Origin of the sequence: Stenotrophomonas sp. OVS01A (assembly GCF_019969775.1) — a bacterium.
Lineage (GTDB): Bacteria > Pseudomonadota > Gammaproteobacteria > Xanthomonadales > Xanthomonadaceae > Stenotrophomonas > Stenotrophomonas indicatrix.
This window is the reverse complement of record NZ_JAHXYV010000001.1, coordinates 680,656-706,967: the sequence shown is the minus strand read 5'-3', so window position 1 is coordinate 706,967 and position 26,312 is coordinate 680,656. Positions and strand designations below refer to the sequence as shown.

Annotated in this window: 25 protein-coding genes; 17 read left to right on the top strand and 8 right to left on the bottom strand. The window is 67.4% G+C overall.

Annotation, left to right across the window (positions count from 1 at the left end; all coding sequences use genetic code 11):
• Positions 1-81: 81 nt before the first annotated feature.
• Positions 82-2,220, bottom strand: a complete 2,139-nt coding sequence (gene rlmKL, locus LC407_RS03300; protein WP_080149528.1) for a bifunctional 23S rRNA (guanine(2069)-N(7))-methyltransferase RlmK/23S rRNA (guanine(2445)-N(2))-methyltransferase RlmL — start codon at positions 2,218-2,220, stop codon at positions 82-84.
• Positions 2,221-2,364: 144 nt separating this feature from the next.
• Positions 2,365-2,892, bottom strand: a complete 528-nt coding sequence (locus LC407_RS03295) for an alpha/beta hydrolase (RefSeq protein WP_025875362.1) — start codon at positions 2,890-2,892, stop codon at positions 2,365-2,367.
• A 72-nt stretch (positions 2,893-2,964) separates the two neighbouring features.
• Between LC407_RS03295 and LC407_RS03290 the strand changes: the two genes are divergently transcribed.
• Complete coding sequence (locus LC407_RS03290) at positions 2,965-3,531, top strand: N-acetylmuramoyl-L-alanine amidase (RefSeq protein ID WP_223482192.1); 567 nt, start codon at positions 2,965-2,967, stop codon at positions 3,529-3,531.
• A gap of 216 nt (positions 3,532-3,747) precedes the next feature.
• On the opposite strand, the gene LC407_RS03285 is transcribed toward LC407_RS03290, so the two are convergent.
• The 3 genes from LC407_RS03285 to LC407_RS03275 form a co-directional block, all read right to left on the bottom strand.
• The gene (locus tag LC407_RS03285; protein ID WP_223482191.1) at positions 3,748-4,647 is read right to left on the bottom strand and encodes a sulfurtransferase; all 900 of its coding nucleotides are present in this window, start codon (positions 4,645-4,647) and stop codon (positions 3,748-3,750) included.
• A complete protein-coding gene (locus LC407_RS03280) occupies positions 4,644-5,447 on the bottom strand; it encodes a CoA pyrophosphatase (protein ID WP_025875365.1) in 804 nt (267 codons plus the stop codon). The genes LC407_RS03285 and LC407_RS03280 overlap by 4 nt, the downstream gene beginning before the upstream one ends.
• A 129-nt stretch (positions 5,448-5,576) precedes the next feature.
• Positions 5,577-6,278 carry an FKBP-type peptidyl-prolyl cis-trans isomerase N-terminal domain-containing protein gene (locus tag LC407_RS03275; protein ID WP_025875366.1) on the bottom strand — a complete coding sequence of 234 codons (702 nt, stop codon included), beginning with the start codon at positions 6,276-6,278 and terminating at the stop codon, positions 5,577-5,579.
• A gap of 166 nt (positions 6,279-6,444) precedes the next feature.
• Between LC407_RS03275 and LC407_RS03270 the strand changes: the two genes are divergently transcribed.
• From LC407_RS03270 to rnt, 16 genes are all read left to right on the top strand, one after another.
• Positions 6,445-7,239 (top strand): enoyl-CoA hydratase-related protein, encoded by a 795-nt coding sequence (locus tag LC407_RS03270; RefSeq protein WP_025875367.1) that lies wholly within the window; start codon positions 6,445-6,447, stop codon positions 7,237-7,239.
• Between the two features lie 4 nt (positions 7,240-7,243).
• Positions 7,244-7,597 carry a hypothetical protein gene (locus LC407_RS03265; RefSeq protein ID WP_033830735.1) on the top strand — a complete coding sequence of 118 codons (354 nt, stop codon included), beginning with the start codon at positions 7,244-7,246 and terminating at the stop codon, positions 7,595-7,597.
• Positions 7,597-8,286, top strand: coding sequence for an endonuclease III (gene nth / locus LC407_RS03260; RefSeq protein WP_032975653.1), 690 nt, complete (start codon positions 7,597-7,599; stop codon positions 8,284-8,286). Before LC407_RS03265 ends, nth begins: the two co-directional genes overlap by 1 nt.
• Before the next feature lie 229 nt (positions 8,287-8,515).
• A complete protein-coding gene (locus LC407_RS03255) occupies positions 8,516-9,727 on the top strand; it encodes an OprO/OprP family phosphate-selective porin (protein ID WP_025875370.1) in 1,212 nt (403 codons plus the stop codon).
• Between the two features lie 110 nt (positions 9,728-9,837).
• Complete coding sequence (locus LC407_RS03250; protein WP_223482190.1) at positions 9,838-10,617, top strand: hypothetical protein; 780 nt, start codon at positions 9,838-9,840, stop codon at positions 10,615-10,617.
• A 136-nt stretch (positions 10,618-10,753) separates the two neighbouring features.
• Complete coding sequence (gene pstS / locus LC407_RS03245; protein ID WP_025875374.1) at positions 10,754-11,773, top strand: phosphate ABC transporter substrate-binding protein PstS; 1,020 nt, start codon at positions 10,754-10,756, stop codon at positions 11,771-11,773.
• Positions 11,774-12,294: 521 nt separating this feature from the next.
• Positions 12,295-13,383, top strand: a complete 1,089-nt coding sequence (pstS, locus tag LC407_RS03240; RefSeq protein ID WP_025875376.1) for a phosphate ABC transporter substrate-binding protein PstS — start codon at positions 12,295-12,297, stop codon at positions 13,381-13,383.
• 82 nt (positions 13,384-13,465) lie between these two features.
• Entirely contained in the window at positions 13,466-14,434 is a 969-nt protein-coding gene (pstC, locus tag LC407_RS03235) for a phosphate ABC transporter permease subunit PstC (protein ID WP_033830733.1), read from the top strand.
• The gene (gene pstA, locus LC407_RS03230) at positions 14,434-15,297 is read left to right on the top strand and encodes a phosphate ABC transporter permease PstA (protein WP_032951813.1); all 864 of its coding nucleotides are present in this window, start codon (positions 14,434-14,436) and stop codon (positions 15,295-15,297) included. The genes pstC and pstA overlap by 1 nt, the downstream gene beginning before the upstream one ends.
• A gap of 19 nt (positions 15,298-15,316) precedes the next feature.
• Positions 15,317-16,147, top strand: coding sequence for a phosphate ABC transporter ATP-binding protein PstB (pstB, locus tag LC407_RS03225; RefSeq protein WP_025875381.1), 831 nt, complete (start codon positions 15,317-15,319; stop codon positions 16,145-16,147).
• A gap of 64 nt (positions 16,148-16,211) precedes the next feature.
• A complete protein-coding gene (phoU, locus tag LC407_RS03220; protein ID WP_025875384.1) occupies positions 16,212-16,919 on the top strand; it encodes a phosphate signaling complex protein PhoU in 708 nt (235 codons plus the stop codon).
• A gap of 180 nt (positions 16,920-17,099) precedes the next feature.
• Positions 17,100-17,450, top strand: a complete 351-nt coding sequence (locus LC407_RS03215) for a hypothetical protein (protein ID WP_025875386.1) — start codon at positions 17,100-17,102, stop codon at positions 17,448-17,450.
• Positions 17,437-18,312, top strand: coding sequence for a DUF692 domain-containing protein (locus tag LC407_RS03210; protein ID WP_223482189.1), 876 nt, complete (start codon positions 17,437-17,439; stop codon positions 18,310-18,312). The genes LC407_RS03215 and LC407_RS03210 overlap by 14 nt, the downstream gene beginning before the upstream one ends.
• On the top strand, positions 18,305-19,060 hold the full coding sequence (locus LC407_RS03205; RefSeq protein ID WP_223482188.1) for a putative DNA-binding domain-containing protein: 756 nt from the start codon (positions 18,305-18,307) through the stop codon (positions 19,058-19,060). The genes LC407_RS03210 and LC407_RS03205 overlap by 8 nt, the downstream gene beginning before the upstream one ends.
• 23 nt (positions 19,061-19,083) lie before the next feature.
• Positions 19,084-19,605 (top strand): DoxX family protein, encoded by a 522-nt coding sequence (locus LC407_RS03200; protein WP_088100407.1) that lies wholly within the window; start codon positions 19,084-19,086, stop codon positions 19,603-19,605.
• Positions 19,606-19,897: 292 nt separating this feature from the next.
• On the top strand, positions 19,898-20,482 hold the full coding sequence (rnt, locus tag LC407_RS03195; protein WP_032951815.1) for a ribonuclease T: 585 nt from the start codon (positions 19,898-19,900) through the stop codon (positions 20,480-20,482).
• Between the two features lie 284 nt (positions 20,483-20,766).
• On the opposite strand, the gene LC407_RS03190 is transcribed toward rnt, so the two are convergent.
• The 3 genes from LC407_RS03190 to LC407_RS03180 form a co-directional block, all read right to left on the bottom strand.
• Complete coding sequence (locus LC407_RS03190) at positions 20,767-23,787, bottom strand: ligand-binding sensor domain-containing diguanylate cyclase (protein WP_223482187.1); 3,021 nt, start codon at positions 23,785-23,787, stop codon at positions 20,767-20,769.
• Between the two features lie 213 nt (positions 23,788-24,000).
• Entirely contained in the window at positions 24,001-25,392 is a 1,392-nt protein-coding gene (locus LC407_RS03185; protein ID WP_223482186.1) for an ATP-binding protein, read from the bottom strand.
• A gap of 6 nt (positions 25,393-25,398) precedes the next feature.
• Positions 25,399-26,127: a response regulator gene (locus LC407_RS03180; RefSeq protein WP_025875399.1), complete on the bottom strand. Its 729-nt coding sequence runs from the start codon at positions 26,125-26,127 to the stop codon at positions 25,399-25,401.
• Positions 26,128-26,312 lie beyond the last annotated feature (185 nt).

The following is a 26,312-nucleotide window of genomic DNA, read 5'->3' as shown; positions in this document are numbered from 1 at the left end:
CGGACCCACGCTCGCCGGGCATGGCCCGGCGCTACCGTTCTGCGCGCACGTGGGTAGCGCCGGGCCATGCCCGGCGACGCGTCACGCCAGGCGCTTCAGCTCCCACGCACGATGGATGCGCGCGTTGCGCTCGAAATCCGGGCCGATGGTGCTGGCGCTGATCTCGCGGCACTGGGCGAATTCGGCGATGGCGTTCTCTTCCAGCTTGAAGCGGCGGAAGTTGTTGGAGAAGTACAGCACGCCACCCGGCGCCAGTCGCGCGACGGCCGCACGCAGCATCTTCACCTGCTCGCGCTGTACGTCGAAGTCCTCGGCGCGGGCCGAGTTGGAGAACGTCGGCGGGTCGCAGAAGATCACGTCGTACTGGCCGCGATCACCTTCCAGCCATGCCATCGCATCGGCCTGCACCAGCAGGTGCTGATTGCCGCCCTGCCCGTTCAAGGCCAGGTTGTCGTAGCACCACTGCAGGTAGGTGGCCGACAGGTCGACGCTGGTGGTGCTGGCCGCACCGGCCACCGCCGCCTGCACGCTGGCCACGCCGGTGTAGCAGAACAGGTTGAGGAAGCGCTTGCCGCGCGCCTGCTCGGCCATCAGCCGGCGCAGCGGGCGATGGTCGAGGAACAGACCGGTATCGAGATAGTCGAACAGGTTCACCTGCAGCAGCGCGTTGTTCTCGCGTACCACGAGGAACTCATCGCGCTGCTCGAAACGGCCGTACTTGCTGCCGCCCTTGCCACGTTCACGCGATTTCATCGATACCTGTTCCGGCGGCACGCCGAACACCTCGCGCGCAGCGGCCAGCAGTTCATTGCGGCGGCGGCGCACGTCGTTCTCGGGAATCGCAGCGGGTGCAGCGTATTCCTGCACATGCAGGAACGTGCGGCGCTGGCCGCCATCTTCCTCGTACACGTCGATGGCCGCTGCGTATTCCGGCAGATCGGCATCGTAGGCACGGAAACAGGTGATGCCTTCGCGCGCGCGCCAGCTCTTGAACTTCTTCAGGTTCTTGCGCAGGCGGTTGGCCACCATCTGCGCGCCTTCGCTCAGCTCGCGCACCTGTGCCGGGTCGCGGCCCGGCACCGCGATCGGATCGCAGACGATCAGTGCGCATTCCAGCGCACCATTGAACATCTGGTATTTCTTGCCCGCACGCAGGCCGGTGGCGAAGGCCAGTTCGTCATTGCCGCACAGCAGGCTGGCGCGCCACTGCGGCACGGCCTTCTGCAGGGCATTGCCCAGCTTGCGGTACAGCGCCGGATCGGCGGCCAGGCGCTCGTCATACGGCGGGTTGCAGACCACCGCGCCGATCTCCTGCTCCGGGGTGGGCAGGTCAGCCACATCGGCGCGGGTGAAGCGGATTGCATGGGCGACGCCGGCAACTTCGGCGTTCTCGCGCGCGGCCTGGATCGCCACCGGGTCGATGTCGCTGCCGTGGATGACCGGCTTCAGCGCGGCAAGGCCGGCCGCTTCGCGATCACGCGCTTCGCTCTGGATGGTTTTCCAGGCGGCCTTGTCGAAGCCCAGCCAGCGGCTCGGCGGCAGGCTGCCATGGCGCATCAGGCCGGGGGCGACATCGGCCGCCATCAGCGCGCCTTCGATCAGCAGGGTGCCGCTGCCGCACATCGGGTCCAGCAGGCCGCCACCGGCAGCGTGCAGGCGCGGCCACTGCGCGCGCATCAGCAGCGCGGCAGCCAGGTTTTCCTTCAACGGCGCGTCATGCGCCGCACCGCGCCAGCCGCGGCGATGCAGCGGGCCGCCGCCGAGGTCGATCGACAGCGAGGCGCGGCCCTTGCGCAGCGACAGGTTGACGCGCACGTCCGGCAGGTCGGTGTTGACCGAAGGGCGCTCCAGCCCTTCGTCACGCATGCGGTCGACGATGGCGTCCTTGATCCGCTGCGCGGCGAAACGGGCATGGGTGATCTTGTCGCCGGACACATGCGCGTCCACCGCCAGGGTCATCTCCGGCTTGATGTGTTCGTGCCACGGCAGCGCACGCACGCCGTCGTACAGCGCCTGCTCGTCCGGGCATTCGAATTCGTCGATCGGCCACAGCACGCGGCTGGCCAGCCGCGACCACATCACGATCCGCAGCGCCTGCTCCAGTTCGCCATCGGCGTTGACGCCGGCGATGGTGGCAGTGGCCTTTTCCAGGCCCAGGGCCGACAGCTCATCGGCAAGCAGGTATTCCAGGCCCTTGGCGCAGGAGACAAAAAATTTCACGGGATCGGTTCGCAGGTGGTCAGGCACGGCAGGGGGCCGGGCCATTCGGAAGGGAGGGCCGTGGACACGGCCGGCAGGCCCGCGCCGGGGGCGGCGGGGCTGCCATTGTAGTCAATGCGGCCGGGCGCGCCGTGCGCCCGGGCTTCACAGCTGCCGCAGCAGGCGCTCGAAGGCCTGCGCAGAGGCTTCCACGTGGTGCTCCAGGCGATGGCCATCGTCCACCAGCAGCAGCTGCGCCGAGCGCGCCTGCGCCCAGGCGATGACTCCGGCGGCCGGCACCACCTCGTCATGCCAGGCCTGCACCACCGTGGTCGGCACCGGCGCGGCATCCAGCGCCGGCATCGGGCCCATGGTGGTGGGCGGCACCATCAGGAACAGGCCGGCCACCGGCACCTGCAGCGAGGCGATGGCAGAGATGTAGGCGCCCAGGCTGGAGCCGGCCAGCACCACCGGCCCCTGCGCAGCGGCAGCGGCCGTGCGCTCGATCAGGCGTTGCAGACGGGTGCGCACATCGCCAACGCGGCTGACCTGGCTCATCGCGTCCAGGTCGGTGTAATCGGGGCGCTCATGGGTCCAGCCCAGTCGCTCGGCGACTTCGGCCAGCGCGGTGACCTTGGTCGCCTCCGGGCCGCTCTCGAAGCCGTGGGACAGGATGCAGTGACCGCGGCTCATGCGTGCGCTCCCACGGAGCGGATCGACAGCAGAAGGGAAGGCAGTTTCATCCGGCAATGCTAGCATCGCCGCATGCCCAAACCGCTCCTGCCCGGCCTGCAGCTGCAGCCGTTGCCCTACCACGACCGCCTGCCACTGCGCGATCCATCCAGCCTGGCAATGGTGGTGATCCACTGCACCGAACTGCCCGACCTGGCGACCGCCCGGGAGTACGGCGAGCGCGTGCTGTACGACAGCGGCGCAGGCAACAGCGGGCATTTCTACATCGACCGCGACGGCAGCGTGGTGCAGTACGTGGCGCCGGAGCGCATCGCCCACCACGTGCGCGGCATGAATGCCGATACCGTGGGCATCGAACTGGTCAATTCGGGGCGCTACCCGCACTGGCTCGACAGCCGCCACCAGGCTATGGACGAGCCGTACACCGAAGCGCAGCTGCTGGCGCTGGAACAGCTGCTGCAGGCACTGGTGGCTCGTTACCCGTCGCTGCGGCGGATTGCCGGACATGACCAGTTGGACCTGGAGCAGGTGCCGGCCAGTGATGACCCGGCGGTGACCGTGGCGCGCAAGCGTGATCCGGGCCCGTTGTTCCCGTGGGCGCGGGTGCTGGCGAAGGTGTCGTTGCAGGGGTTGGAGTAAGCGTCGGCAGGGCTGCGCCCTGGGTACACGCCATCGCATACGCGCTGTCGCTCCCACGCTTCGCTGCGCGAACCGCGGGCCCCACTTACCAGCTCCCACACCCCCGCCGCTTCGCGGCCGCCCCCTGACTCAGGGGGCTCTGCCCCAGAGATGAACCGGTGGCCAGTAGATCCACGCCATGCGTGGATGAACGACAAATCGACCAACCCGCTTTGCTCAGGCGCCGGTGGCGACCGGGCGGCTGCTGTCGCTGACCCAGCCACTCCATGAGTCCGCGTAGATGCGTGCGCCGGACAGGCCCGCGCTTTCCATCGCCAGCAGCAGGTGGCAGGCGGTCACGCCCGAACCGCACATCAGCACCACGCGTTGCGGGTCCTGGTTGCCGATCACGCCCTGCAGTTCGGCACGCAGTTCCTGTGCATCGCGCAGGCGGCCGTCCAGCACGTTCAACGCAAACGGGCGATTGACCGCGCCCGGTACATGGCCGGCGACCGGGTCCAGCGGCTCCACCTCACCGCGGAACCGCTCGCCCGCGCGGGCATCGACCAGCCAGCCCGGCGCATGCTTGAGGCGTGATTCGATCTCGTCCGCGCTGGCAACCTGGCTGCCATCGAAGCGCCCCGGATACGCGGGCAACGCGGTGACCTCGCTGCTGCCGGTCGCCAGCGGCTGGCCGGCGGCCTGCCACGCGGCGATGCCGCCATCGAGTACGGCCACGTTCGCATGCCCGATCAGGCGCAGCAGCCACCACAGGCGCGCGGCGGCCATGCTGCCATCGCTGCCGTCATACACCACCACCTGCGTGTCGGTGCCGATGCCCCATTGCCCCAGTCGTGCGGCGAACGCATCGCTGTCGGGCAACGGGTGGCGGCCATGGCCCACCCGCGTCAGATCGGACAGGTCGCGGTTGAGATCGGCATGCACTGCGCCGGGAATGTGTCCCTGCGCGTAGAGGCCGTTGCCCGCCTGCGGGTCGGCCAGCGATGCACGCGCGTCGACCACGCGCACGGTACTGGCGGTCGCGCGGGCATCGACCACGCGTACCCCATTGCCCAAGGCCGCAGCCAGGGTCGCAACATCGACAAGGGTGGTCCACGGTGGGTCGATCGGCTTCATTGCACTTGCTCCAGGCGGCGACGCAGGTTGTACAGGATGGCCGCGGTGGCGCCCCAGATGCGCTGGCCGGGCCAGCCATATTCAAGGACATGGCGGACGCGGCCGCGATGGTTGATTTCTACCTGGCGCAGGTTGTCGGCGGCCATCAGATAGTCCAGCGGCACTTCGAACACCTCGGCCACTTCGCTGGGCTGCGGGACCGCCACGAAATCCGGATCGATCACTGCCACCACCGGGGTCACCCGGTAGCCGGTGATGGTCACGAACGGATCGAGATATCCCAGTGCCTGCACCTGTGTCGGCGCCAACGCGATTTCTTCCTGGCTTTCGCGCAGTGCGGCAGCCAGCGCATCGCGATCATCGGGCTCGGTACGGCCGCCGGGGAAGCCAACCTGGCCACCATGTTGCCGCAGGGTTTCGGTACGCCGGGTCAGGATCACCTGCGCACCGTTGGCGCGCGGCACGATGCCAGCCAGCACCGCCGCCTCGACCGGTGGGCCCGGAGGCAGCAGGTCATCCAGTTCACTGCGGTTCCAGCCGTCACCTGCCGGCGGTTCGGCCAGCGGATGCAGCGCGCGCAGCAGCCGCTCATGATCGGCCAACGACCCTCGCAGCGACTGCTGCAGCTGTTGGCGCAGGGGCAGCACACGCTGCAGGATGTGGCTGCGTTCGCTGTCGCTCATCGACGACCACCGTGCGATTTCGTCGATATGCCGCCCGCACCCGGCGCAGAGCCGGTTGCGATCCAGCTTGCAGACGTTGATGCAGGGGCTTGCGACAGCACGCGCCGTTTCTTCCATTATTTGCACCGGTCAACAGTAGCGCGAATGGGCTGAATTTGGGATGGGCCCCGCACGGCTGCAGCGTGGTGCAGAAACAAAAACGCGCCGGTGGGTTCACCGGCGCGTTGATGTTGACGCTGTTTCTTCTTACTTGACGCTGATCAGCTTGATCTCGAACTGCACAGCCACGTTCGGCGGGAACGGGGTGCGCGGGTCGGCGCCGTAGGCCTGATCCGGCGGCAGCGAGACTTCCCACTTCGAGCCTGCCGGCATCTGCAGCAGGGTCTCACGCATGGCCTTCATTTCGACTTCGCTGACCTTGATCGACGGAATCTGCTGGGCCGGGCGGGCTTCGGTCGGGCGCTGGCCGTACGGGAACGGACCGGCCACTTCCAGCTGCACGGTGCTGGCCTGGGTCGGCTTGGCACCCTTGCCGGCTTCGATCACACGGTACTGAACGCCGCTCGGCAGGGTCTGCACGCCCGCCTTTGCCTTGTTCTGCGCCATGAACTGATCGCTCTTGGTCTTGTTTTCGGCAGCAGCCTTTTCGTACTCGGCCTTGGCGGCCTGGGCACGGCCCTGCTCGCGCTTCTGGAACGCTTCAACGGCCGGCTTCAGCTGCTCGGCGGTAATGGCCGGCTGCTTCTTGGCGTAGGCGTCCTGCAGGCCCTTCACCACCGAGTTGATGTCCAGCTGCTCACCGCGACCGGTCAGCTCCGCCAGGTTGTTGCCGTAGTCGTAACCGAAGTAGTAGCTCAGCTTGCCCTTCTCGGACGCGATGTCCTGGGCGAAGGCATTGCCCGTCAGGGCCAGGGCCGCGACGGCGACCGCGATAGAACGCAACTTCATCAAACAGTTCTCCAGGGGTGGTAACTCAGGGACGTTCTGCGCCGCCCTGAGGCGACGGGTTAGGATAACGGCCACAACGTGTAACCGCTACTCACCACGCAGGCTATGACCTGTCTGCGTTTACAGAGTTCAATCTCACTTTTTTTTAACGTTCCAGGAGTTTCCCGTGGTCGAGGCCCCCGCTCCCCACCCGGTCGACGTCAGCGATGATGGCGCCGTCCGCACCATTACCGTGCAACGCCCGGACAAGCTCAACGCCCTCAACGCCGCCACCCTGCAGGCCCTGGCCGAGGCGTTTGGCGACGCCGCCGCCGACCCGGCGGTACGGGTGGTGGTGCTGACCGGGGCTGGCCCCAAGGCGTTCGTGGCCGGGGCCGACATCGCCGAAATGAACACCTTGAGCGCGGTTCAGGGACGTGATTTCTCTCTGCTCGGCCAGGCCCTGATGCGCCGCATCGAACGCATGCCCAAGCCGGTGATCGCCCGGGTGAACGGATTTGCGCTGGGCGGCGGGCTGGAACTGGCCATGGCCTGCCATCTGCGCATCGCCGCCGATTCGGCCAAAGTCGGCCAGCCGGAGATCAATCTCGGCCTGATTCCCGGCTTCGGCGGCAGCCAGCGCCTGCTGCGCCTGTGTGGCCGTGCCGCCACGCTGGAACTGTGCCTGCTGGGCACCCCGATCGACGCCGCACGCGCACTGGCCCTGGGCATCGTCAACGAAGTGGTACCCGCCGCCGAGCTCGACGCCCGCGTGCAGGCCCTGGCCCGGCAGCTGGCACAGTCGGCGCCGCTGGCGCTGCGTGGCCTGCTCGACGCGGTACACGTGGGCGGCGAATGCAGCCTGGAAGCCGGCCTGGAATACGAAAGTGCGCAGTTCGGCCTGCTGTTTGCCACCGAGGACATGCGCGAAGGCACCAGCGCCTTCCTGCAGCGCCGCCCCCCCGCCTTCCAGAACCGCTGACGCCATGGCATCCCGACCCAACCCCGTGCTGCTGTTCGCCCGGGTCCAGGCAGACGATCCCGATGGTGCGCTGCAGGCTGGACTGATGGACTACGTGGTGCGGCCTGGCGATGAGCGGCTGCTGCCCGATCATCCGGACCTGCCCGACCGCCTGTGCCAGATGCAGTTGCAACTGCAGCGTGCATGGGCGGCGCGCGAACGTTTCCGCGCACGCGCCGTGCGCCTTGCCCGCCGCGAGGCCGAGCGTGATGCGCGCCGGACGCCCGCGCCGGCACCGGACGTCAAACCCGCCCTGCCTGCCGCCGCGGCCGCCATCCTCGCCCGGGCCAAGGCCCGCGCCGCCGGCAAGGAGCAGTAATGGCGACCGCGAAGAAGACCGCGCGCGCACCTGCGCGCCGCGGCGGTACGATGCCGCGTGCCGACGTGGTGGAAATGTTCACCCGCCTGCGCGAGCTCAACCCGCATCCGAAGACCGAGCTGGAATACAGCTCGCCGTTCGAACTGCTGGTGGCGGTCGCGCTGTCTGCACAGGCCACCGACGTCGGCGTCAACAAGGCCACCCGACGCCTGTTCCCGGTTGCCAACACGCCGGCGAAGATCCTCGCGCTGGGCGAAGAGGGACTGAAGAAGTACATCGCCACCATCGGTCTGTTCAACGCCAAGGCGAAGAACGTGATCGCCACCTGCGCGCTGCTTCTTGAGAAGCACGATGGCGAAGTGCCACGCGATCGCGACGCACTGGAAGCCCTGCCCGGTGTCGGCCGCAAGACCGCCAACGTGGTGCTCAACACCGCCTTCGGCGAACCGGTGATGGCGGTGGACACGCACATCTTCCGTGTCGCCAACCGCACTGGACTTGCGCCCGGAAAGAACGTGCGCGAAGTCGAAGATCGACTGGTCAAAGCGATTCCCGCCGAGTTCCTGCTCGACGCGCACCACTGGCTGATCCTGCACGGTCGGTACGTGTGCAAAGCGCGCAAACCGGATTGTCCGGGCTGCGTGATTGCCGACCTGTGCCGGTTCAAGGACAAGACCCCCGCGGAGTGACGGCGCCATCCACGCATGGCGTGGATCGGCTGGAAAATCCATCCACGCATGGCGTGGATCTACTGCAACCGGGGCGCAATCCGCGCGTCATACGTAACCGGTTTCAATGGCAGGCCCAGCCGTGACGGGGCCTGCGGCGGATCGCCGCCGTGCGCGAACTGTCACATTTACGCAATCTTCACGTTTTAGCCTGCGCGCATCTTCCCACCTGCCTGCAAGGCTCCTCTCCATGAAACTGCATCACCAGCTCCTGACGATCGCCGTGGCTGCTGCGCTGTACGTGCCGGCCGCCCACGCCGAAGTCGCCATCGATGTGATCGGCGGTTCGGAAATCACCTTCGAAGGCCTGGTCCAGGCCGACGGCAACTGGTACGACAATGACGTCGTGGACCTCAACGGCGGTGACGCCGGCAACGGCAAGAACAGCGAATTCGAACTGCGTCGCGCCGAGCTGGTGCTGAAGGGCAAGGGCCCGGGCAACGTGGAATGGGTCGTGGGCTACGACGCCAAGGCCGACAAGTTCCTCGACACCAACGTGAAGTACAAGCTGCTGGGCAACGCCAACCACTTCATCCAGGTCGGCCAGTTCAAGCAGCCCAACAGCCTGGAAGAACTGTCCAGCACCAAGAACAACGACTTCATCTCCAAGGCTGCGGTCACCAACACCTACGCTGTCGCCCGTCGCCTGGGCGGTGCCTACAGCTACGGCCAGGACAACTGGTCGGTCACCGCCAGCGCCTTCGGCCGCGAACTGACCCGCAACCTGGCCCACGGCAGCGGCTACGGCGCGCGTGGCACCTGGGCCCCGATCAACGAGAAGGGCCAGGTCCTGCACTTCGGCCTGAGCTACGTCGACTACGACACCGACGCAGACACCCTGCGCGTGCGTGCCCGCCCGAACGCCGACCTGGCCACCGCGCGCCTGGTCGATGGCGGCAACATGACCGACACCGACCGCGTCAGCACCATCGGCGCCGAAGCGATGTACTTCCAGGGCCCGTTCAAGGCCCAAGCCGAGTACTACACCAGCAAGGCCAAGCGTTACGCCCATGACAACTACACCACCGACGGCTACTACGTCAGCGGCGTGTGGAATGTCACCGGCGAAAGCTGGAGCTACAAGGGCGGCACCCCGGGCACCGGCCTGCCGAACAACCCGGCCGGCGGCCAGTGGCAGCTGGGCGTGCGCTATGACCACATGGATCTGAACGACGGCAACCTCGCCGCCAATCCAGTGGCCGGCCGTCCGCCGATCGTCGATGGCGTGCTCGGCGGCAAGATGGACATCTGGACTGTCGGCGCGAACTGGTACTGGCGCTCGAACTTCAAGCTGATGCTCAACTACGTGATGGTCGACAGCAAGAAGTACAGCTCGACCGCCCGCGGCTTCGTCAACGACGATCCGAACATCCTGGAAGCCCGCGCGCAGTTCTTCTGGTAATACCGGAAGCACGCGTTCGAACGAAGGCACGGCCCAGGCCGTGCCTTCGTCGTTGTGGGCAGGCGGTGGCCGCGCGATGATGCCCTGCCCTGTCGACAAGGACCTTCGGGATGCCTTCTTCGCTCCGCCTGCGCCGCCTGCTTTGCGGTGTCCTGCTCGCTGCCCTGCCCGCCACTGCGTTCGCCTGTGACGATGCGGATGCCGTGCGCGAGGCCGCGTATCGGCAGTTGCCGGCCGGCGCCCTGCCGGTCACGGCACGTTTCACCGATGCGGACAGCACGGCCTGCCGCGCGTGGCCCGCACAGCCCGGCACGACCCTGCTGGCCGTCGCGCAATGGACCGCCCCCGCCTCGGAAGACGTGCGCGGTGGCGACCTGGACCTGTTGCTGATCGATACCGCCAGTGGCCAGCCGCTGGCCTGGACCCGCGTGGCCGATGCGGTCAGCAGTGATGCGCTGCGCTTTACCGGCCTGCGCCTGGACACGGCACGCTGGCAGCTGGACCCGGCCACCCGCGCGTTCGGCGTGCGCATGGACTACAACGGCAGCTCAGGCCCCAACCCGTTCGCGCAGACCGAACTGCAGTTGTTCGTACGCGAGGGCCGGCAGCTGCGCCGGGTGCTTGCCCCGCTGGCCGTCAGCGGCAGTCGCGGCGAATGGGATACGCGGTGCGCCGGCGAGTTCAGCCGCTTCGAGCGCACGCTGGAGATGGGCAGTGCCAATGCCGCTGGCCTGGCGCCGATCGTGGTGCGCGAAAAACGCACCGATACGATCAGCGTCGCCGCCGGTGACGACTGCCATGCCACCGACACGACGGCACCCGTACAGCGCTGGACACTGCAGCCCCGCGACGGTCGCTATGCCGTTCCGGAGGCGCTGCGCGGGCTCTGAAGGGCGGGCTTGGGCACCGCCATGACGGCTGTCACGTTCGCGTCATATGACAGACGCGGGCGTGTCATGGAACCGTTATGGAATGTGCACCGAAACGTCGGGCAGCCGCCCCTCGACCACCCCAGGAGTCTCTCCCGTGATCCACGCCTTCAAGTCGCGCGCCGCCGTCGCCATTCTGGCCGCGTCGTCCGTGTTCGCCGCCAACGCCGCCGATGTCACCGGCGCGGGCGCCTCGTTCATCTACCCGGTGATGTCCAAGTGGTCGGCCGACTACAGCACGGCCACCGGCAAGAAGGTCAACTACCAGTCGATCGGTTCCGGCGGTGGTATCGCCCAGATCAAGGCAGCGACCGTGGACTTCGGTTCGTCCGACGCGCCGCTGAAGCCGGAAGAGCTGGCTGCCGCCGGCCTGGCCCAGTTCCCGTCGGTGATCGGTGGCGTGGTGCCGGTGATCAACGTTGCTGGCGTCGCCCCCGGCGCGCTGAAGCTGGACGGCCCGACCCTGGCCAACATTTTCCTGGGCAAGATCACCACCTGGAACGACCCGGCCATCGCCGCCCTCAACAGTGGCCTGACCCTGCCCAGCGGCAAGATCACGATCGTTCATCGTTCGGACGGCTCGGGCACCACCTTCAACTTCGTCAACTACCTGTCCAAGGTCAGCCCGGAGTGGAAGAGCAAGGTCGGTGAAGGCACTTCGGTACAGTGGCCGGCCGGCATCGGCGGCAAGGGCAACGAAGGCGTTGCTGCCTACGTGAAGCAGATCAAGGGCGGCATCGGCTACGTCGAACTGTCCTACGCGCTGCAGAACAAGATGTCCTACGCGGCGATGAAGAATGCGGCCGGCAAGATCGTGCAGCCGTCGGACGCCTCGTTCTCGGCCGCTGCGGCCAGCGCCGACTGGGCCAACGCCCGTGACTTCTACCTGGTGATGACCAACGCCCCGGGCGCTGATGCATGGCCGATCACTGCCACCAACTTCATACTGGTGCGCAAGCAGCCGAAGAATGTGGCGGGCGCCAAGGCCACGCAGGAGTTCTTCCGCTGGGTCTACAAGAATGGCGATGCGCAGGCCAAGCAGCTGGACTACGTGCCGCTGCCGGACGCGCTGGTGCGCCAGATCGAGACCTACTGGACGCAGAACCTGAAGTACTGAGTTCGTTGCAAGGCGTTCCCCCGCAGGAACGGGGCCGGCGGGTCCTCTCTCCCCCGCCGGCCCCACCGGGCGCTGGATCCTTCGGGGTCCGGCGCTCTTCTTCTTTGTAGGGTTGGTCGTGAAAGGCGCTGCGCTTCCGTTGATGAGTTGCTGCGGCGATGGGCCGGGCTGCGCAGGACACGCCGCAAGTACGTCCTTGTAGGCTCGGCCACGGCATCCATGCCGTGGACGGTCCTGCGCAGCCCGGCCCACCGCCGCCTGATGGTTCATCGGGGCGCGGTGGGGTCATGGAAGGCAGGAGCGGGGGCAACGGTTACCCGGACCTCCGCCGCGCTGGGGACCGCGCAGAAGCGCAGTTGGGGCTGTCAGCCGACCCGGCAGCCAACCGTGAATCCCGCGAAACCCTTGCCAGAACGTGATCCAGGACACCTCTGTCATGGACGTCATACGGCTGTAACAAAAACATCATTTCATAGCCGCATCCGCCGACACCGTCGGCTCTACCCCGCTATGGAGTGACCATGAAACTGCACTCGGCCAGCCTTGCCGCCCTTTCCCTGGCCATCGCCCTGGGCCTGTCTGCCTGCGGTGGCGACAAGCAGGCCGCACAGCAGCCGGCCGCTGACGGCGCCGCTGCTCCGGCCGCTGCCGGCGACAAGGTGACCGCTGAGGTCTCCGGTGCCGGCGCCTCCTTCATCTTCCCGCTGGTGTCCAAGTGGTCGGCCGACTACAACACCGCCACCGGCGCCAAGATCAACTACCAGTCGATCGGTTCCGGTGGTGGCATCGCCCAGATCAAGGCCGGCACCGTTGATTTCGGTTCGTCCGACAAGCCGCTGAGCAGCGACGAGCTGGCCCAGGCCGGCCTGGCCCAGTTCCCGTCGGCCATCGGCGGCGTCGTGCCGGTGGTCAACATCGACGGCCTGGAAGCCGGCAAGCTGCGCCTCAGTGGCGCCCTGCTCGCCGACATCTTCCTGGGCAAGGTCAAGACCTGGAACGACCCGGCCATCGTCGCCGCCAACCCGGGCGTGACCCTGCCGGACGGCAAGATCACCATCGTCCACCGTTCGGATGGTTCGGGCACCACCTTCAACTTCTCCAACTACCTGTCCAAGGTCAGCCCGGAGTGGAAGAGCAAGGTCGGCGAAGGCACCTCGGTGCAGTGGCCGGACGGCGTGGGTGGCAAGGGCAATGAAGGCGTTGCTTCCTACGTGAAGCAGATCAAGGGCTCGATCGGCTACGTCGAACTGGCCTATGCCCTGCAGAACGCGATGCCGTACACCTCGCTGCAGAACGCCGCCGGCACCTGGGTGCAGCCGAACGCTGAAACCTTCGCCGCCGCTGCCGCCAGCGCCGACTGGGCCAGCGCCAAGGACTTCAACCTGGTCATCACCAACGCCCCGGGCGAGCAGGCGTGGCCGATCACCGCCACCAACTTCATGCTGATGCAGAAGAAGCCGAAGGATGCCAAGCGCAACCAGGATGCGCTGGCCTTCTTCAAGTGGGCCTTCGAAAGCGGCCAGACCCAGGCCAACGAACTGCACTACGTGCCGCTGCCGGCCGAGCTGGTCAAGCAGATCGAAGCCTACTGGGCGACCGAACTGAAGTGATGGACCCGACGGTGCCCGCCACGTGCGGGCACCGTCTCCTGCACATCGTGCTGCCCCGCCCCTTCCTGGCCCTGCCGTCCCCATGAATGCCATCGCCCAGCCTGTAGCCGCCCCGTCCACGCGTGACACGCGTGATGCCCGCAACGACAAACTGTTCCGATGGGTGCTGGTCGGCACCGTCATCTTCGTCCTGATCGCGCTGGCCTGCGCCGCACTGTCGATGCTGTGGGGCGGTCGCCACGCCCTGCAGGTGCAGGGCCTGAGCTTCTTCTTCTCCTCCGACTGGAATCCGGTCGAAAACAAGTTCGGCGCCCTCGCCCCGATCTACGGCACCCTGGTCACCGCGCTGATCGCGATGGTCATCGCCGTACCGGTCAGCTTCGGCATCGCCTTCTTCCTCACCGAAGTGGCACCGCGCTGGCTGCGTGGTCCGGTCGGCACCGCCATCGAACTGCTGGCGGGCATTCCCTCGATCATCTACGGCATGTGGGGCCTGTTCGTGCTGGTGCCGGTGATGACCGAGTACGTCACCCCGTTCCTCAACGAAACCCTGGGCGAATGGCCGATCATCGGCCCGGTGTTCCAGGGCCCGCCGCTGGGCATCGGCATGCTCACCGCCGGCTTCGTGCTGGCGATCATGGTCATCCCGTTCATCTCCTCGGTGATGCGCGAAGTGTTCCTGACCGTGCCGACCCGCCTGAAGGAATCGGCCTACGCGCTGGGCTCCACCAAGTGGGAAGTGAGCTGGGACATCGTGCTGCCCTACACCCGCTCGGCGGTGATCGGTGGCGTGTTCCTCGGCCTCGGCCGCGCACTGGGCGAGACGATGGCGGTGGCCTTCGTGATCGGCAACAGCGTGCGCCTGTCGCCGTCGCTGCTGGAACCGGGCACCACCATCGCCGCACTGATCGCCAACGACTTCGGCGAAGCCACTGAAACCTACCGCTCGGCGTTGCTGCTGCTCGGCTTCGTCCTCTTCATCGTCACCTTCGTGGTGCTCGCCATCGCCCGCCTGATGCTGATGCGCCTGTCCCGCAAGGAGGGCAACTGATGTCCAGCACCGCTGACTCCCTGTACCTGCGCCGCCGCATCGGCAATGTCATCGCCATCGCGATGTCCTGCGCCACCGCGCTGTTCGGCCTGTTCTTCCTCGGCTGGATCCTGTTCACCCTGGCCTCCAAGGGCCTGGCCGGCATCAACCTGGATCTGTTCACCAAGATGACACCGCCGCCGATGCAGGAAGGCGGCCTGGCCAACGCCTTCTTCGGCAGTGCGGTGATGTGTGCGCTGGCGATCGGCATCGGCACCCCGCTGGGTGTGCTGGCCGGCACCTGGCTGGCCGAGTACGGCAACGCCCGCAAGGCCGGCACCGTGGTCCGCTTCGTCAACGACATCCTGCTGTCGGCCCCGTCCATCGTGCTGGGCCTGTTCGTCTACACCCTGTACGTGATGCAGACCGGCGGCAGCTTCTCCGCCTTCGCCGGTGCACTGTCGCTAGCCTTCATCGTGCTGCCGGTGGTGGTGCGTACCACCGACGAGATGCTGCGCCTGGTGCCTTCGCAGATGCGCGAAGCCGCGCTTTCGCTGGGCATTCCGCAGTGGAAGGTGATCGTGCAGGTGCTGTACCGCAGTGCCTCGGCCGGCATCATCACCGGCATCCTGCTGGCGCTGGCCCGCATTTCCGGCGAGACCGCACCGCTGCTGTTCACCGCCTTCGGCAACCAGTACTGGAACAGCAACGTGTTCCAGCCGATGGCTTCGGTGCCGGTGGTGATGAACCAGTTCGCCGGCAGCCCGTACGAATCCTGGCAGGTGCTGGCCTGGGCCGGCGCGCTGGTGCTGACCGTGTTCGTGCTGCTGGTCAGCCTCTCTGCGCGCGGCATCCTGCTGCGCAACCGTATCTCCCATGACTGACCTTTCCGTGGATACCGCCATGAACGACCTTTCCAACGCCGTGCCGATGCAGCGCATCGTCGTGCCGGCCTCGCACGAGAACCTGCACGCTCCGGCCCCGGTCAAGCTCGCCGCGCGTGGACTGGACTTCTACTACGACAAGTTCCACGCCCTGAAGGGCATCAACCTGGAGATCCCGGAAAAGCGCGTGACCGCGCTGATCGGTCCCTCCGGTTGCGGCAAGTCGACCCTGCTGCGCATCTTCAACCGCATCTACGCGCTGTACCCGAAGCTGGAAGCGCGCGGTGAGGTGATCCTCGACGGCGAGAACATCCTGTCGCCGAAGTACCCGATGAACCGCCTGCGCAGCAAGGTCGGCATGGTGTTCCAGAAGCCGGTGCCGTTCCCGATGACCATCTTCGAGAACGTGGCCTACGGCATCCGCCACCACGAGAAGCTGTCCAAGGCGGACATGGCCGACCGTGTCGAGCACGCGCTGCGCCAGGGCGCGCTGTGGGACGAAGTGAAGGACAAGCTCAACCAGAGCGCGCTGGGCCTGTCCGGTGGCCAGCAGCAGCGCCTGTGCATCGCCCGTGCCGTGGCCCTGCGCCCGTCGGTGCTGCTGCTGGACGAGCCGACCTCGGCGCTGGACCCGATTTCCACCAGCCGCATCGAGCAGCTGGTGGAAGAGCTCAAGCACGAGTACACCATCGTGATCGTCACCCACAACATGCAGCAGGCCGCGCGCGTGTCCGATTACACCGCCTTCATGTACCTGGGCGACCTGATCGAACACGACCGCACCGAAGTGATCTTCTCGCAGCCGTCCAAGCAGCAGACCGAGGATTACATCACCGGCCGGTTCGGCTGATCGGCGCTGACGCTTCGTCACCTGTCCCAGCCAGGCCCGCCTGGCTCTACCTGGATTGCAGAACATGAACCTTCCCAACGACCACATCGTCAAAAGCTACGACGAAGAGCAGCAGCGCCTGGTGGCCGAAATCGTGCGCATGGGCGAGATGGCCGTCGCCCAGCTGGAGGCGTCGATGGACGTCATCGAGAAGCGCGATGAGAACGCCGCCCATCGCATCATCGCCAACGACGAAGCGATCGATTCGCTGGAACAGCAGATCAGCCACGACGTGATGCGCCTGGCGCTGCGTGGCCCGATGGCCCGCGACCTGCGCGAGATCCTCGCCGGCCTGCGCATTCCGGCCGATATCGAACGCATCGGCGACTACGCGGCCAACGTCGCCAAGCGCTCGATCGCGCTGGGCAAGGTGCCGCCGCTGCCGCAGATCCAGGGCCTGCGCGCCCTCGGCCGCCTGGCCGCACAGCAGGTCCGTCGCGCCATCGCCGCCTACCGCGACAACGACGCCGATGCCGCGCTGGAACTGCGCGAGGACGACGCCCGCCTGGATGCGCAGTACACCGCGCTGTTCCGCGAGCTGCTGACCTACATGATGGAAGACCCGCGCAACATCACCCCGTGCACCCACCTGCTGTTCATGGCCAAGAACCTGGAGCGCGTGGGCGACCATGCCACCAACATCGCCGAGAACGTGTGGTTCCTGGTGCACGGCGAACAGCCGCTGCCGCCGCGCCAGAAGCGCGACGAGACCTCCAGCGCGGGCGATATCTGATACTGCACTGCAACACCGGATTCGACTCCAGGGTGGTCGCTGTCCTCGTGACAGCGGCCTTTTTGTTGGCGCTGCAATACTTCTCACGAAAATTTGAATTCCCGGCGAGGATTCGTTGAGTAGGATCGCTGCACCATCGCTTCACCACGGGCACCCGCCCACCACCCAGGAGCACGACCGATGAGCACCTCCAACAAGACGCTGTCCCTGCTGACCGCCACCGCCCTGGCCGCAGGCCTCGGCATGACCGCCTCCGCCTCAGCCCTGAGCATGACCGACCTCGCCCAGGGCTACCTGGTGGCCGGCCAGGCGGCCAAGGCCACCGATGCGAAGGCGACCGATGCAAAATCCGCCGATGCGGCCAAGCATGCCGAAGGCAAGTGTGGCGCCGACGGCAAGAGTGCTGAAGGCAAGTGCGGCGGCGACAAGGGCAAGGCAGCGGCCGGTGCGGACACCAAGGCCAAGACCGGCGGTGACAAGAAGTCGGCCGAAGGCAAGTGCGGCGAAGGCAAGTGCGGTGGCAAGCACTGACGTCCGCGCCGGCGTCGTCCACCCGCGGTCGCCGCTTCCTGCGGCGGCCGTGGGCCTGGGCCTGCGCCGTGCCCTGCTGCAGGACCTGCGCGATGCACCGGCCGGCGATTTCGATTTCCTCGAATGCGCGCCGGAGAACTGGATCGGTGTCGGTGGTCCCGCAGGTGACGCGTTGGCCGAACTGGCGGCGCGCCATCCGCTGAGCTGCCACGGCCTGTCGTTGTCGCTGGGCGGCAGTGCGCCCCTGGATACCCAGCTGCTGGCGCAGGTGGCTGCGTTTCTGCACCAGCATCAAGTGCCGCTGTACAGCGAACACCTGAGCTACTGCAGCGACGAGGGCCACCTGTACGACCTGCTGCCGATTCCATTCACCGATGAAGCGATACGCCACACCGCTGCCCGCATCGCGCGGGTACAGGACATTCTCGGCCGCCGCATCGCCGTGGAAAACGTGTCGTACTACCTGGCGCCGGACCCGACGATGGACGAACTGGCCTTCACCACTGCCGTGCTGGCCGAGGCCGACTGCGATCTGCTGCTGGACGTCAACAACGTCTACGTCAATGCCTGCAACCATGGCTACGACGCCGATGCCTTCATCGCCGGCCTGCCCGCACAACGCATCGTCTGCCTGCACGTGGCCGGGCACCTGGACGAGGCGCCGGACCTGAAGATCGACACCCACGGCAGCCCGGTGATCGACCCGGTGTGGGACCTGCTGGCACGCACCTACGCCCGCATCGGCCCACGCCCCACCCTGCTCGAACGCGACTTCAATTTCCCGCCCTACGCCGAGCTGCGGGGCGAACTGCAGACCATCCACCGCCTGCAGGCCGCGCATGCCGGAGCCGCCCATGGCTGACGCCCCCGAACGCCTGCGTGCGCAGCAGCACGCGTTCACCGCGCACCTGCGCGACCCGGCACAGGTACCGGCGCCGCCCGGCATGGACCCGCGTCGGGTGGCCGTGTACGAACGCCTGCTGTTCAACAATCTGCTGGGGTTGTTGAGCAATGGCTTCCCGATCTGCGTGCGCCTGCTGGGCGAACCGGACTGGAGTGCACTGGTGCGCCACTATTTCGCCAGCCACCATTGCCACACTCCGTTGTTCACCGAACTGGCTGCCGAGTTCGTGCAGTGGCTGCAGGTGCAACCGGAGCTGCCGCATCCGGCGCTTGCCGAACTGGCCCACTACGAGTGGGTGGAGACCGCGCTGTACCAGCTGCAGGCCGATCCGCTGCCGGAACCGGGCGACATCGATCCGCTGCAGGTGCCGCTGCGCCGCTCACCGCTGGCCTGGCCACTGCTGTACCGCTGGCCGGTGCATCAGCTGGGTAGCGAAGATGCACCGTCGCAACCACCGGCAGAGCCCAGCGGCCTGCTGGTACGGCGCGATGCCGATGGCGCGGTGCGATTTGCCACCCTGACCAGCCTGGCGGTGCATCTGCTGACCCTGATCGGCGAGTCCCCCGGGGCCACCGGCCAACAACAGCTGCAGCAACTGGCCGCCCTGCACCACCTCGATCCTGGGACATTGGCCGCCCCTGGCGCGCACCTGCTGCAGCAGTTCCTGCGTGCTGGCGTGATCGGTCCGCTCCCCGCTTCACCCTGACGCCCCTTCCAGGAGATACACCGATGAAGACCCCGACCCTGGCCGCCGCACGCGGCCAGCTGGACCGTTTCGCCCCGTGGTTGGCCCCGCTTGGCCTGCGCCTGCTGCTTGCCTGGGAATTCTTCGAATCCGGGCGCGAGAAGCTGCACGGGCAGAACTGGTTCGCCGATCTGCAGGATGCCTTCCCGTTTCCGTTCGACCAGCTGCCCGCTGCGCTGAACTGGCAATTGGCCACCTGGTTCGAACTGGTGGGCGCAGCGTGCCTGCTGTTGGGCTTCGGCACCCGCTTTGCCGCCGCCAGCCTGCTGGTGCTGACGGCTGTGGCAACGTACGCGGTGCACTGGCCGGCCGAATGGAGCTCGCTGGGCGATCTGGCGATGGGCTATGCGATCAGCGATCAGGGCTTTGGCAACTTCAAACTGCCGCTGCTGTTCATGGCGATGCTGTTGCCGCTGCTGTTCACCGGTGCTGGGCGCCTGAGCGTGGATGCGGTGCTGGCGCGCTGGTATCCGTCGGGCCCCACGGCGCGGCCTGTGCTCCGGTAGACGCCGACCCTGGTCGGCGCGCAGGGTGCCAACCAAGGTTGGCACCTACCGGGATCCCGGGCACTCAGGGTCGGCGCACGTCGCGCGGTCCGGTAGATGCCGACCCTGGTCGGCGCACGTCGCGCGGTACGGTAGATGCCGACCTTGGTCGGCGCGCAGGGTACCAACCAAGGCTGGCACCTACCGCGATCCCGGGCGCTCAGGGTCGCTCTGCTAGAATCCGTACATGACCGACCCCACTTCCGCACCTGCCGCCCTCCCTGTTTCCGACGTACCCCAGGCGCAGCGCGCGATGTCACAACGCTTCCGCGGCTTCCTGCCGGTGGTGGTGGATGTTGAAACCGGCGGCTTCGACAGCCAGCGCAACGCGCTGCTGGAAATCGCCGCCGTGCCGATCGAGATGGACGAGAACGGCCTGCTCTACCCCGGCCAGACCGCCAGCGCCCACGTGGTGCCGGCCGAGGGGCTGGAGATCGACCCGAAGTCGCTGGAAGTGACCGGCATCATCCTCGACCACCCGTTCCGGCTGGCCAAGGAAGAGAAGGCGGCGTTGGACCACGTCTTCACTCCGGTGCGTGCAGCGATGAAGAAGTACGGCTGCCAGCGCGCGATCCTGGTCGGCCACAACGCGCATTTCGATCTCGGCTTCGTCAACGCCGCGGTGGCCCGTACCGGGCACAAGCGCAACCCGTTCCACCCCTTCAGCGTGTTCGACACGGTCACCTTGGCGGGCATTGCCTATGGCCAGACGGTGCTGGCACGCGCGGCCACGGCGGCCGGGCTGGGCTGGGATGCCAACGAGGCACACAGCGCGGTGTATGACACCGAGCAGACGGCGCGGTTGTTCTGCACGATCGCCAACGCCTGGCCGCGGTGAAGCAGCCAACGGCGGAGCCCCTCGTGGCGAATCGGCATTGCGGGTGAGGCCGGGCAGGATGGATTCGCGGGGGACGCCGTAAACCATCCTTGGGGGCTTAGCCGCGCCATCCATGGCGCAGATACCCCCGCGAACCCACCCTGCCCGGCCTTTGACAGTTTCCCGGGCGCCACGGAAAGATCAGAAAAGCGGGAGCAACAGCGGGTCGCTGCGCTCGATGGGTGCCGACTGTTGGTACGGCAATGCCAGTAGATCCACGCCATGCGTGGATGCTTTGCATTGGATCAACCGATGCTCGTGCGATCCCGGCCGTCACTCTTCGCACGGTACAACGCGCGGTCGGCGCGCTGGTACAGCAGTGCCGGGGTGCGGTCGTCGCCGTCCAGTTCCACCAGGCCGGCGCTGAAGGTCACCCGCAGGCCGGGGATGCCGGCCCAGTCCGGGTGGTCATGGAACAAGCCACGCAGGCGCGCGCACAGCTGCGCCGCCTCCTCCAGCCGGGTGTCATTGAGCAGCAGCGCGAATTCTTCGCCGCCGGTGCGTGCCGGCAGATCCGAATCACGGCTGGCGGCGGCGATCACCTGGGCCACTTCCACCAGTACCGCATCACCGATGCTGTGGCTGTGCTGGTCGTTGACGTCCTTGAAGTGGTCGATGTCCAGCACCACCAGGCACAGCGGATGGCCGCTGCGCTGGGCGCGGGCGAAGTCGCGGGCCAGCGCCTCGTCGAAGCCACGACGGTTGGCCAGCCGGGTCAGCGCGTCTTCGCGGGCCTGCCGTTCGAACGCCTCGGCCTGCCGCGCCAGGCGCTCGGCCAGCTCGGTCTTCTCCTGGTTCAGCGCCTGCAGGTGCACGGTCTGCGCCTGCAGGTCGAAGGTGGCCTCGTCCACGCGCCGTGCCAGGCGCAGGTTGCTGGCCTTGTACTGCTGCAGCAGGAAGCGGTACAGCGCCACCAGCGCGGACAGCAGCACCAGCCCGATCAGCGCCTGCACGCTGTGCCGCTGCCACCAGAACGGCTCGACAGTAAAGCTCCACACTGCTTCCTGATGCCCCCAACTGCCACCCGGGTGCGCGGCGGCCACGTGCAGCGTGTAATCACCCGGCGGCAGGCCGACGAATTCCACGCTGCGCTGCGGGCCACGTTCCACCCAGCCGTTGTCCAGCCCCTCCAGCCGTGTGCGGTAGCGGATGCGGTCGGACATCAGGTAGCTCAGGCCCACGTAGCTCACCGCAAGCCGTCGCCCACCGGGAATCAGGTTGCGCTCGGGGCCTTCCCAGTGCACCGGTGCACCGTCGACCTGTACGTTCTCGATTGCCGCAGGCGGTGCGGGACGTTCACGGAAACGCTGCAGCCGCTGCGGATCGACCGTGCTCAAGCCGCCGGCGGTCACCACCCAGAACGTGCCGTCCTGGCGCAGGATCGCCGAGGGACCGGAGCTGCCGTTGGCCTGCGCATTGGCCATGCCGTCGATCTCGTTGTAACGCTCCACCGTGACCCGCGGCGCGCGTCCGTCGGCCACGGCGTTGAGCGTGGCCATGTCGGTGCGCAGTACTCCGCGGTTGCTGCTGATCCACACGTTGCCCAGTCGGTCGGGCACCAGCTGGAACACCGCGTCCACCGGCATGCCCTGCTCCAGGCCCACCCGTGCCAGCGTCCCCGCCTGCCAGCGGTACAGCCCACGGTCACTGCTGATCCACATCGCATCGCCGATCTGGTGGAAGCCGAACACGCTGCGGCCACCGCCCAGCGGCGCCAGGTCGATCGACTGCACCTGGTCACCGCGCAGCACGCGGACGCCTTCAATGGTGCCGATCCACAGATTTCCCTGGTGATCGTGTTCCAGCGCGGTGGTCAGGCCTCCCGGCATGCCAGGAACGGTGGGCACGGTTACCTGGTCACCCTCGATGCGGACCACGCCCTTCTGCGTCCCCGCCCAGACCACGCCGTCAGGCGCGATGCTGATCGCACGGATGTTGCCGCCAGGCAGGCCATCGGCCGCCGCGTAGTTGTGGCGAAGCCGTCCATCGGCGTGCAAGCGGTAGATGCCGTCGCCGAAGGTGCCCACCCACAGATCGCCGCCGGCATCCTGCGCCAGGCTCAGCACCGAAGGCGCCTTGCCACCGCGGTTGTGCAGCGGTATCGCACGGAATCTACCGTCGGCGGTCTGCAGGTCCAGGCCGCTGGCGCTGCCCACCCACAGGTGGCGGTCCCGGTCTTCGAGCACCGTGCGCACGTAGTCGCCGCTGAGGCCGTCGCGTTCGGTGTAACTGCTGAACAGGGTTTCGCGCAGGCGGTACAGACCGCCATTGGCACCCACCCAGATGCTGCCCTCGGCGTCTTCACGCAGGCTGACCACGCGCCCGCCGGGCAGGTTCAGGCCCGCTGGCAGGCGCTCCAGGCCATGTGCCGAGATGCGCAGCAGCCCTTGGTTCTCGGTGCCCAGCCACAGGTCGCCATGGCGGTCCTGCAGCATGGCGGTCAAGTGCAGCTGGCCAGGCAGCCGGTGCACCAGCACCAGGCGATCATCCTCCACCCGGTACAGGCGCTCGCCCGCGACGATCCACAGCGTGCCATCGGGTGCGCGATAGGGCCACGACAGGCCCTTGTCCACGCCCCACGCTGCTGGCGCGCGCTGCAGTACGCCGGCGGTGTCGCGCAGCACCAGGCCGTCGAGGGTGCCGATCCAGACCCGGTCCTGCGCATCGACCGCCATCTTGGTGAAACTCATCGCCAGCGGCAGGTCCGGCGGCGGGCGCTGGTAGACGATGCCCTTGTCCGGGGTCAGATAGCCAATGCCCTTGCCCTCGTACAACAGCCACAGGCGCCCTTGGCTGTCCATCTGCATGGACTGGATCAGCACCTGCGGCGTATCCGGTTGATGTTCCCAGACCCGCCACTGGCCGTCGCTGCCGCGGTGGCTGACATTGCCGCGCGAATCGCTGATCCACAGACCGCCCTGCGGGTCGACCAGCAGCGCGCCGATGCCGTTGTCGCGCAGCCCCGGCCGGGTGCTGCGGTCGAACACGGTGAAATCCAGGCCGTTGTAGCGCACCAGGCCTTCCCAGGTGGCGAACCACAGGTGGCCTTCCGGGGTCTGCGCGATGTCGCGCAGCGAGTTGTGCGGCAGACCATTGCGCGAGGTCCACACGTCGATGGCGTAGTCGCGCAACGGCGGCGCACCACTCTGCGCGGCCAGTGGCGTGGCAATCGCCAGCAACAGCCACAGCACACCCACCCGCAGCAGGCGACCGATGTTTTCCGCGTGGCGCCCCGCCCGGCGCCTGCCCGCCCCCTGCCCGCCCATCAGCGCAGCGGCGGCGGCCAGCTGCGGATGCCGGTGGCGGCAGCAGACGCGAACAGGGACAGCCGCACCGCGCAGGGCGGCATGCCGGCAGGAACAGGCAGGCTCATCGGACGAAGAATGGGGAAGTACGCAGATGATAGGGCAAACCCTGTCACCGGCGTCACCGCGCCCGGGCAGCCCGGCGCAACCGGGCCGGGTCCGGGATCAATGCCGCTACCGCGCCTCGGCGCTGGTCGACCACTGCACCACCGCTTCCAGCCCACCTTCGGGGCGGTTGCGCAACCACAGGCGCCCCCCGTCCTTCTCGGCCAGCGCGCGGGCGATGGTCAGGCCCAGGCCGGCACCGCCGGTCTCGCGCGAACGGGATGTCTCCACCCTCACGAACGGGTCGAACACGGCTTCCAGCTGGTCATCGGCCAGCCCGGGGCCATCATCGGCGATGACCACCGTGATCGTGCCCTCGCCGCGCTCGACACGTACCCGGGCGCGTTGCGCATACATCACCGCGTTGTCCACCAGGTTGGAGAACAAGCGATGCATCGCCAGCGGGCGCAGCATCAGCACCGCGCCGCTGCGGCCTTCAAAGACGACGTCGGCGCCGTCCTCGGCAGTGTCCTCGACGATGCTCTCCAGCAGCGAATCCAGGTCCAGCGCGGCGCGCTGTTCGGCACTCTCCGCACTCCGGGCCAGTTCCAGCCCCTCGCGTACCAGTGCCTGCATCGCAGCCAGGTCGCCGATCAGGCGCTCGCGCAGCGTCTCGTCGGTCACGTTTTCCAGGCGCAGGCGCAGCCGGGTCAGCGGCGTCTGCAGGTCGTGGGTGATCGCCGCCAGCATCTGCGTACGTTCGGCCAGGTGGCGCTGCAGCCGATGCTGCATGGCATTGAAGGCTTCGGCGGCGCGCTGCACTTCACGCGGCCCGCGCAGCGGCAAAGGTGCCCGCTGCAGGTCATCGCCCAGGTCCTCGGCGGCGGCCGCCAGCTCCTGCAGCGGCGCACTGGCCATGCGTGCAACCACGTAGGCCAGCACGGCGATGGCCAGCACCAGCAGGGTCAGGAACAGCGGGTCCACGGCGAGGATGCCGTTGTGCGCGATCGCAGGCGAATCCAGGGCAAGCTTCAGCAACGTGCCGTCGTTGAGCACCACGTCCACCGCCCGGCACTTGGGCGGAATGAAGGTGGGATCGCGTTCGTGTGGCGGCTTGCGGTGGCCCGGTGGCGGTGGCGGCAGCAGGTCCTGCAGCTTGGGAATGCACGAACGGAACGAGGCGAAGTGCACGTGCGCCCGTGACACCGGGCCCGGGCGGTCTTCCAGTACTTCCATCAGCGCCTTGTCGGCCCGCCCGATGCGCGTGCCGGGCTGCAGTGCCCGCACGCTGGGGCCACCGATCTCCAGCAGGCGCTCGCGCAGCTCCGGGTTGCCGTCGAGCAGGTTGATGTAGCCCTGCAGTCGGTCGGCGATGCGGTTCAGGTTCTGCCGCTCGAATTCCTGCTGCCGCTTGGAACTGGCCAGCATGGTCGCGCCGATCGCGGCCACGCTCATGCCCAGCAGCAGGATCACGAACAGCCGTCCGACCATCGAGGACAGGAAGTGGCGCAGGCGCTTCATCGCGGCTTATTCCAGGTTGACGGCCGAGGCCAGCACGTAGCCTTCGTTGCGCACGGTCTTGATCAGGCCATCGGGGCCACCATCATCGGCCAGCTTGTTGCGCAGCCGGCTGACCTGCAGGTCGATCGCCCGGTCCTGCGCTTCGTAGTTGCGGCCGCTGCTGAGGGCCACCAGCTGCTCGCGCGAGAGCACCTTGTTGGCATGGGCGATGAACACCCGCAGCAGGCGGAATTCGGCGCCGGACAGCACCACCACGCGCCCGTCCGGATCGACCAGGTGGCGATGCTCCAGGTCGAAGATCCAGCGCGAGAAACGCGCACGGCGCACCGCCAGCGGTTCCAGGTTGGCCGGCAGCGCTTCGGTACGTCGCAGCACGTTGCGGATGCGCGCCAGCAGTTCACGCGGCTCGAACGGCTTGGCCAGGTAGTCGTCGGCGCCCATTTCCAGGCCGAGTACGCGGTCGATCGGCTCGGCGCGCGCGGTGAGCATGATCACCGGCGTGTTCGAGCGCGCGCGCAGGTCGCGGCACAGGGTCAGGCCATCCTCGCGCGGCAGGTTGAGGTCGAGCACGATCAGGTCCACGTGTTCGCGTTCCAGCAGCTGGCGCATGCTGGTGCCATCGGCGGCGGTGCTGACCTGGTAGCCAGCACGGCCGAGCTGCTCGGCCAGCAGGGTGCGGATATCGTTGTCGTCATCGACGATCAGCAAACGGTGCATCGGGTTTTCAGTCTCCATGTCGCGAATCATCCCGTGTCGGCAGCTGAACCGCATCCAGGCCAATGCGTACCACTGTATCCCCCGCAGTGCGGGATACCTGCCGATACGCAGTCTCGCAGACAGTGTTACATAGAGACACACCCCGAGGATTGAGCACAGCGTCGCTCGATCTTCACAATGCCCACCAACGCCGCCACTGCGGC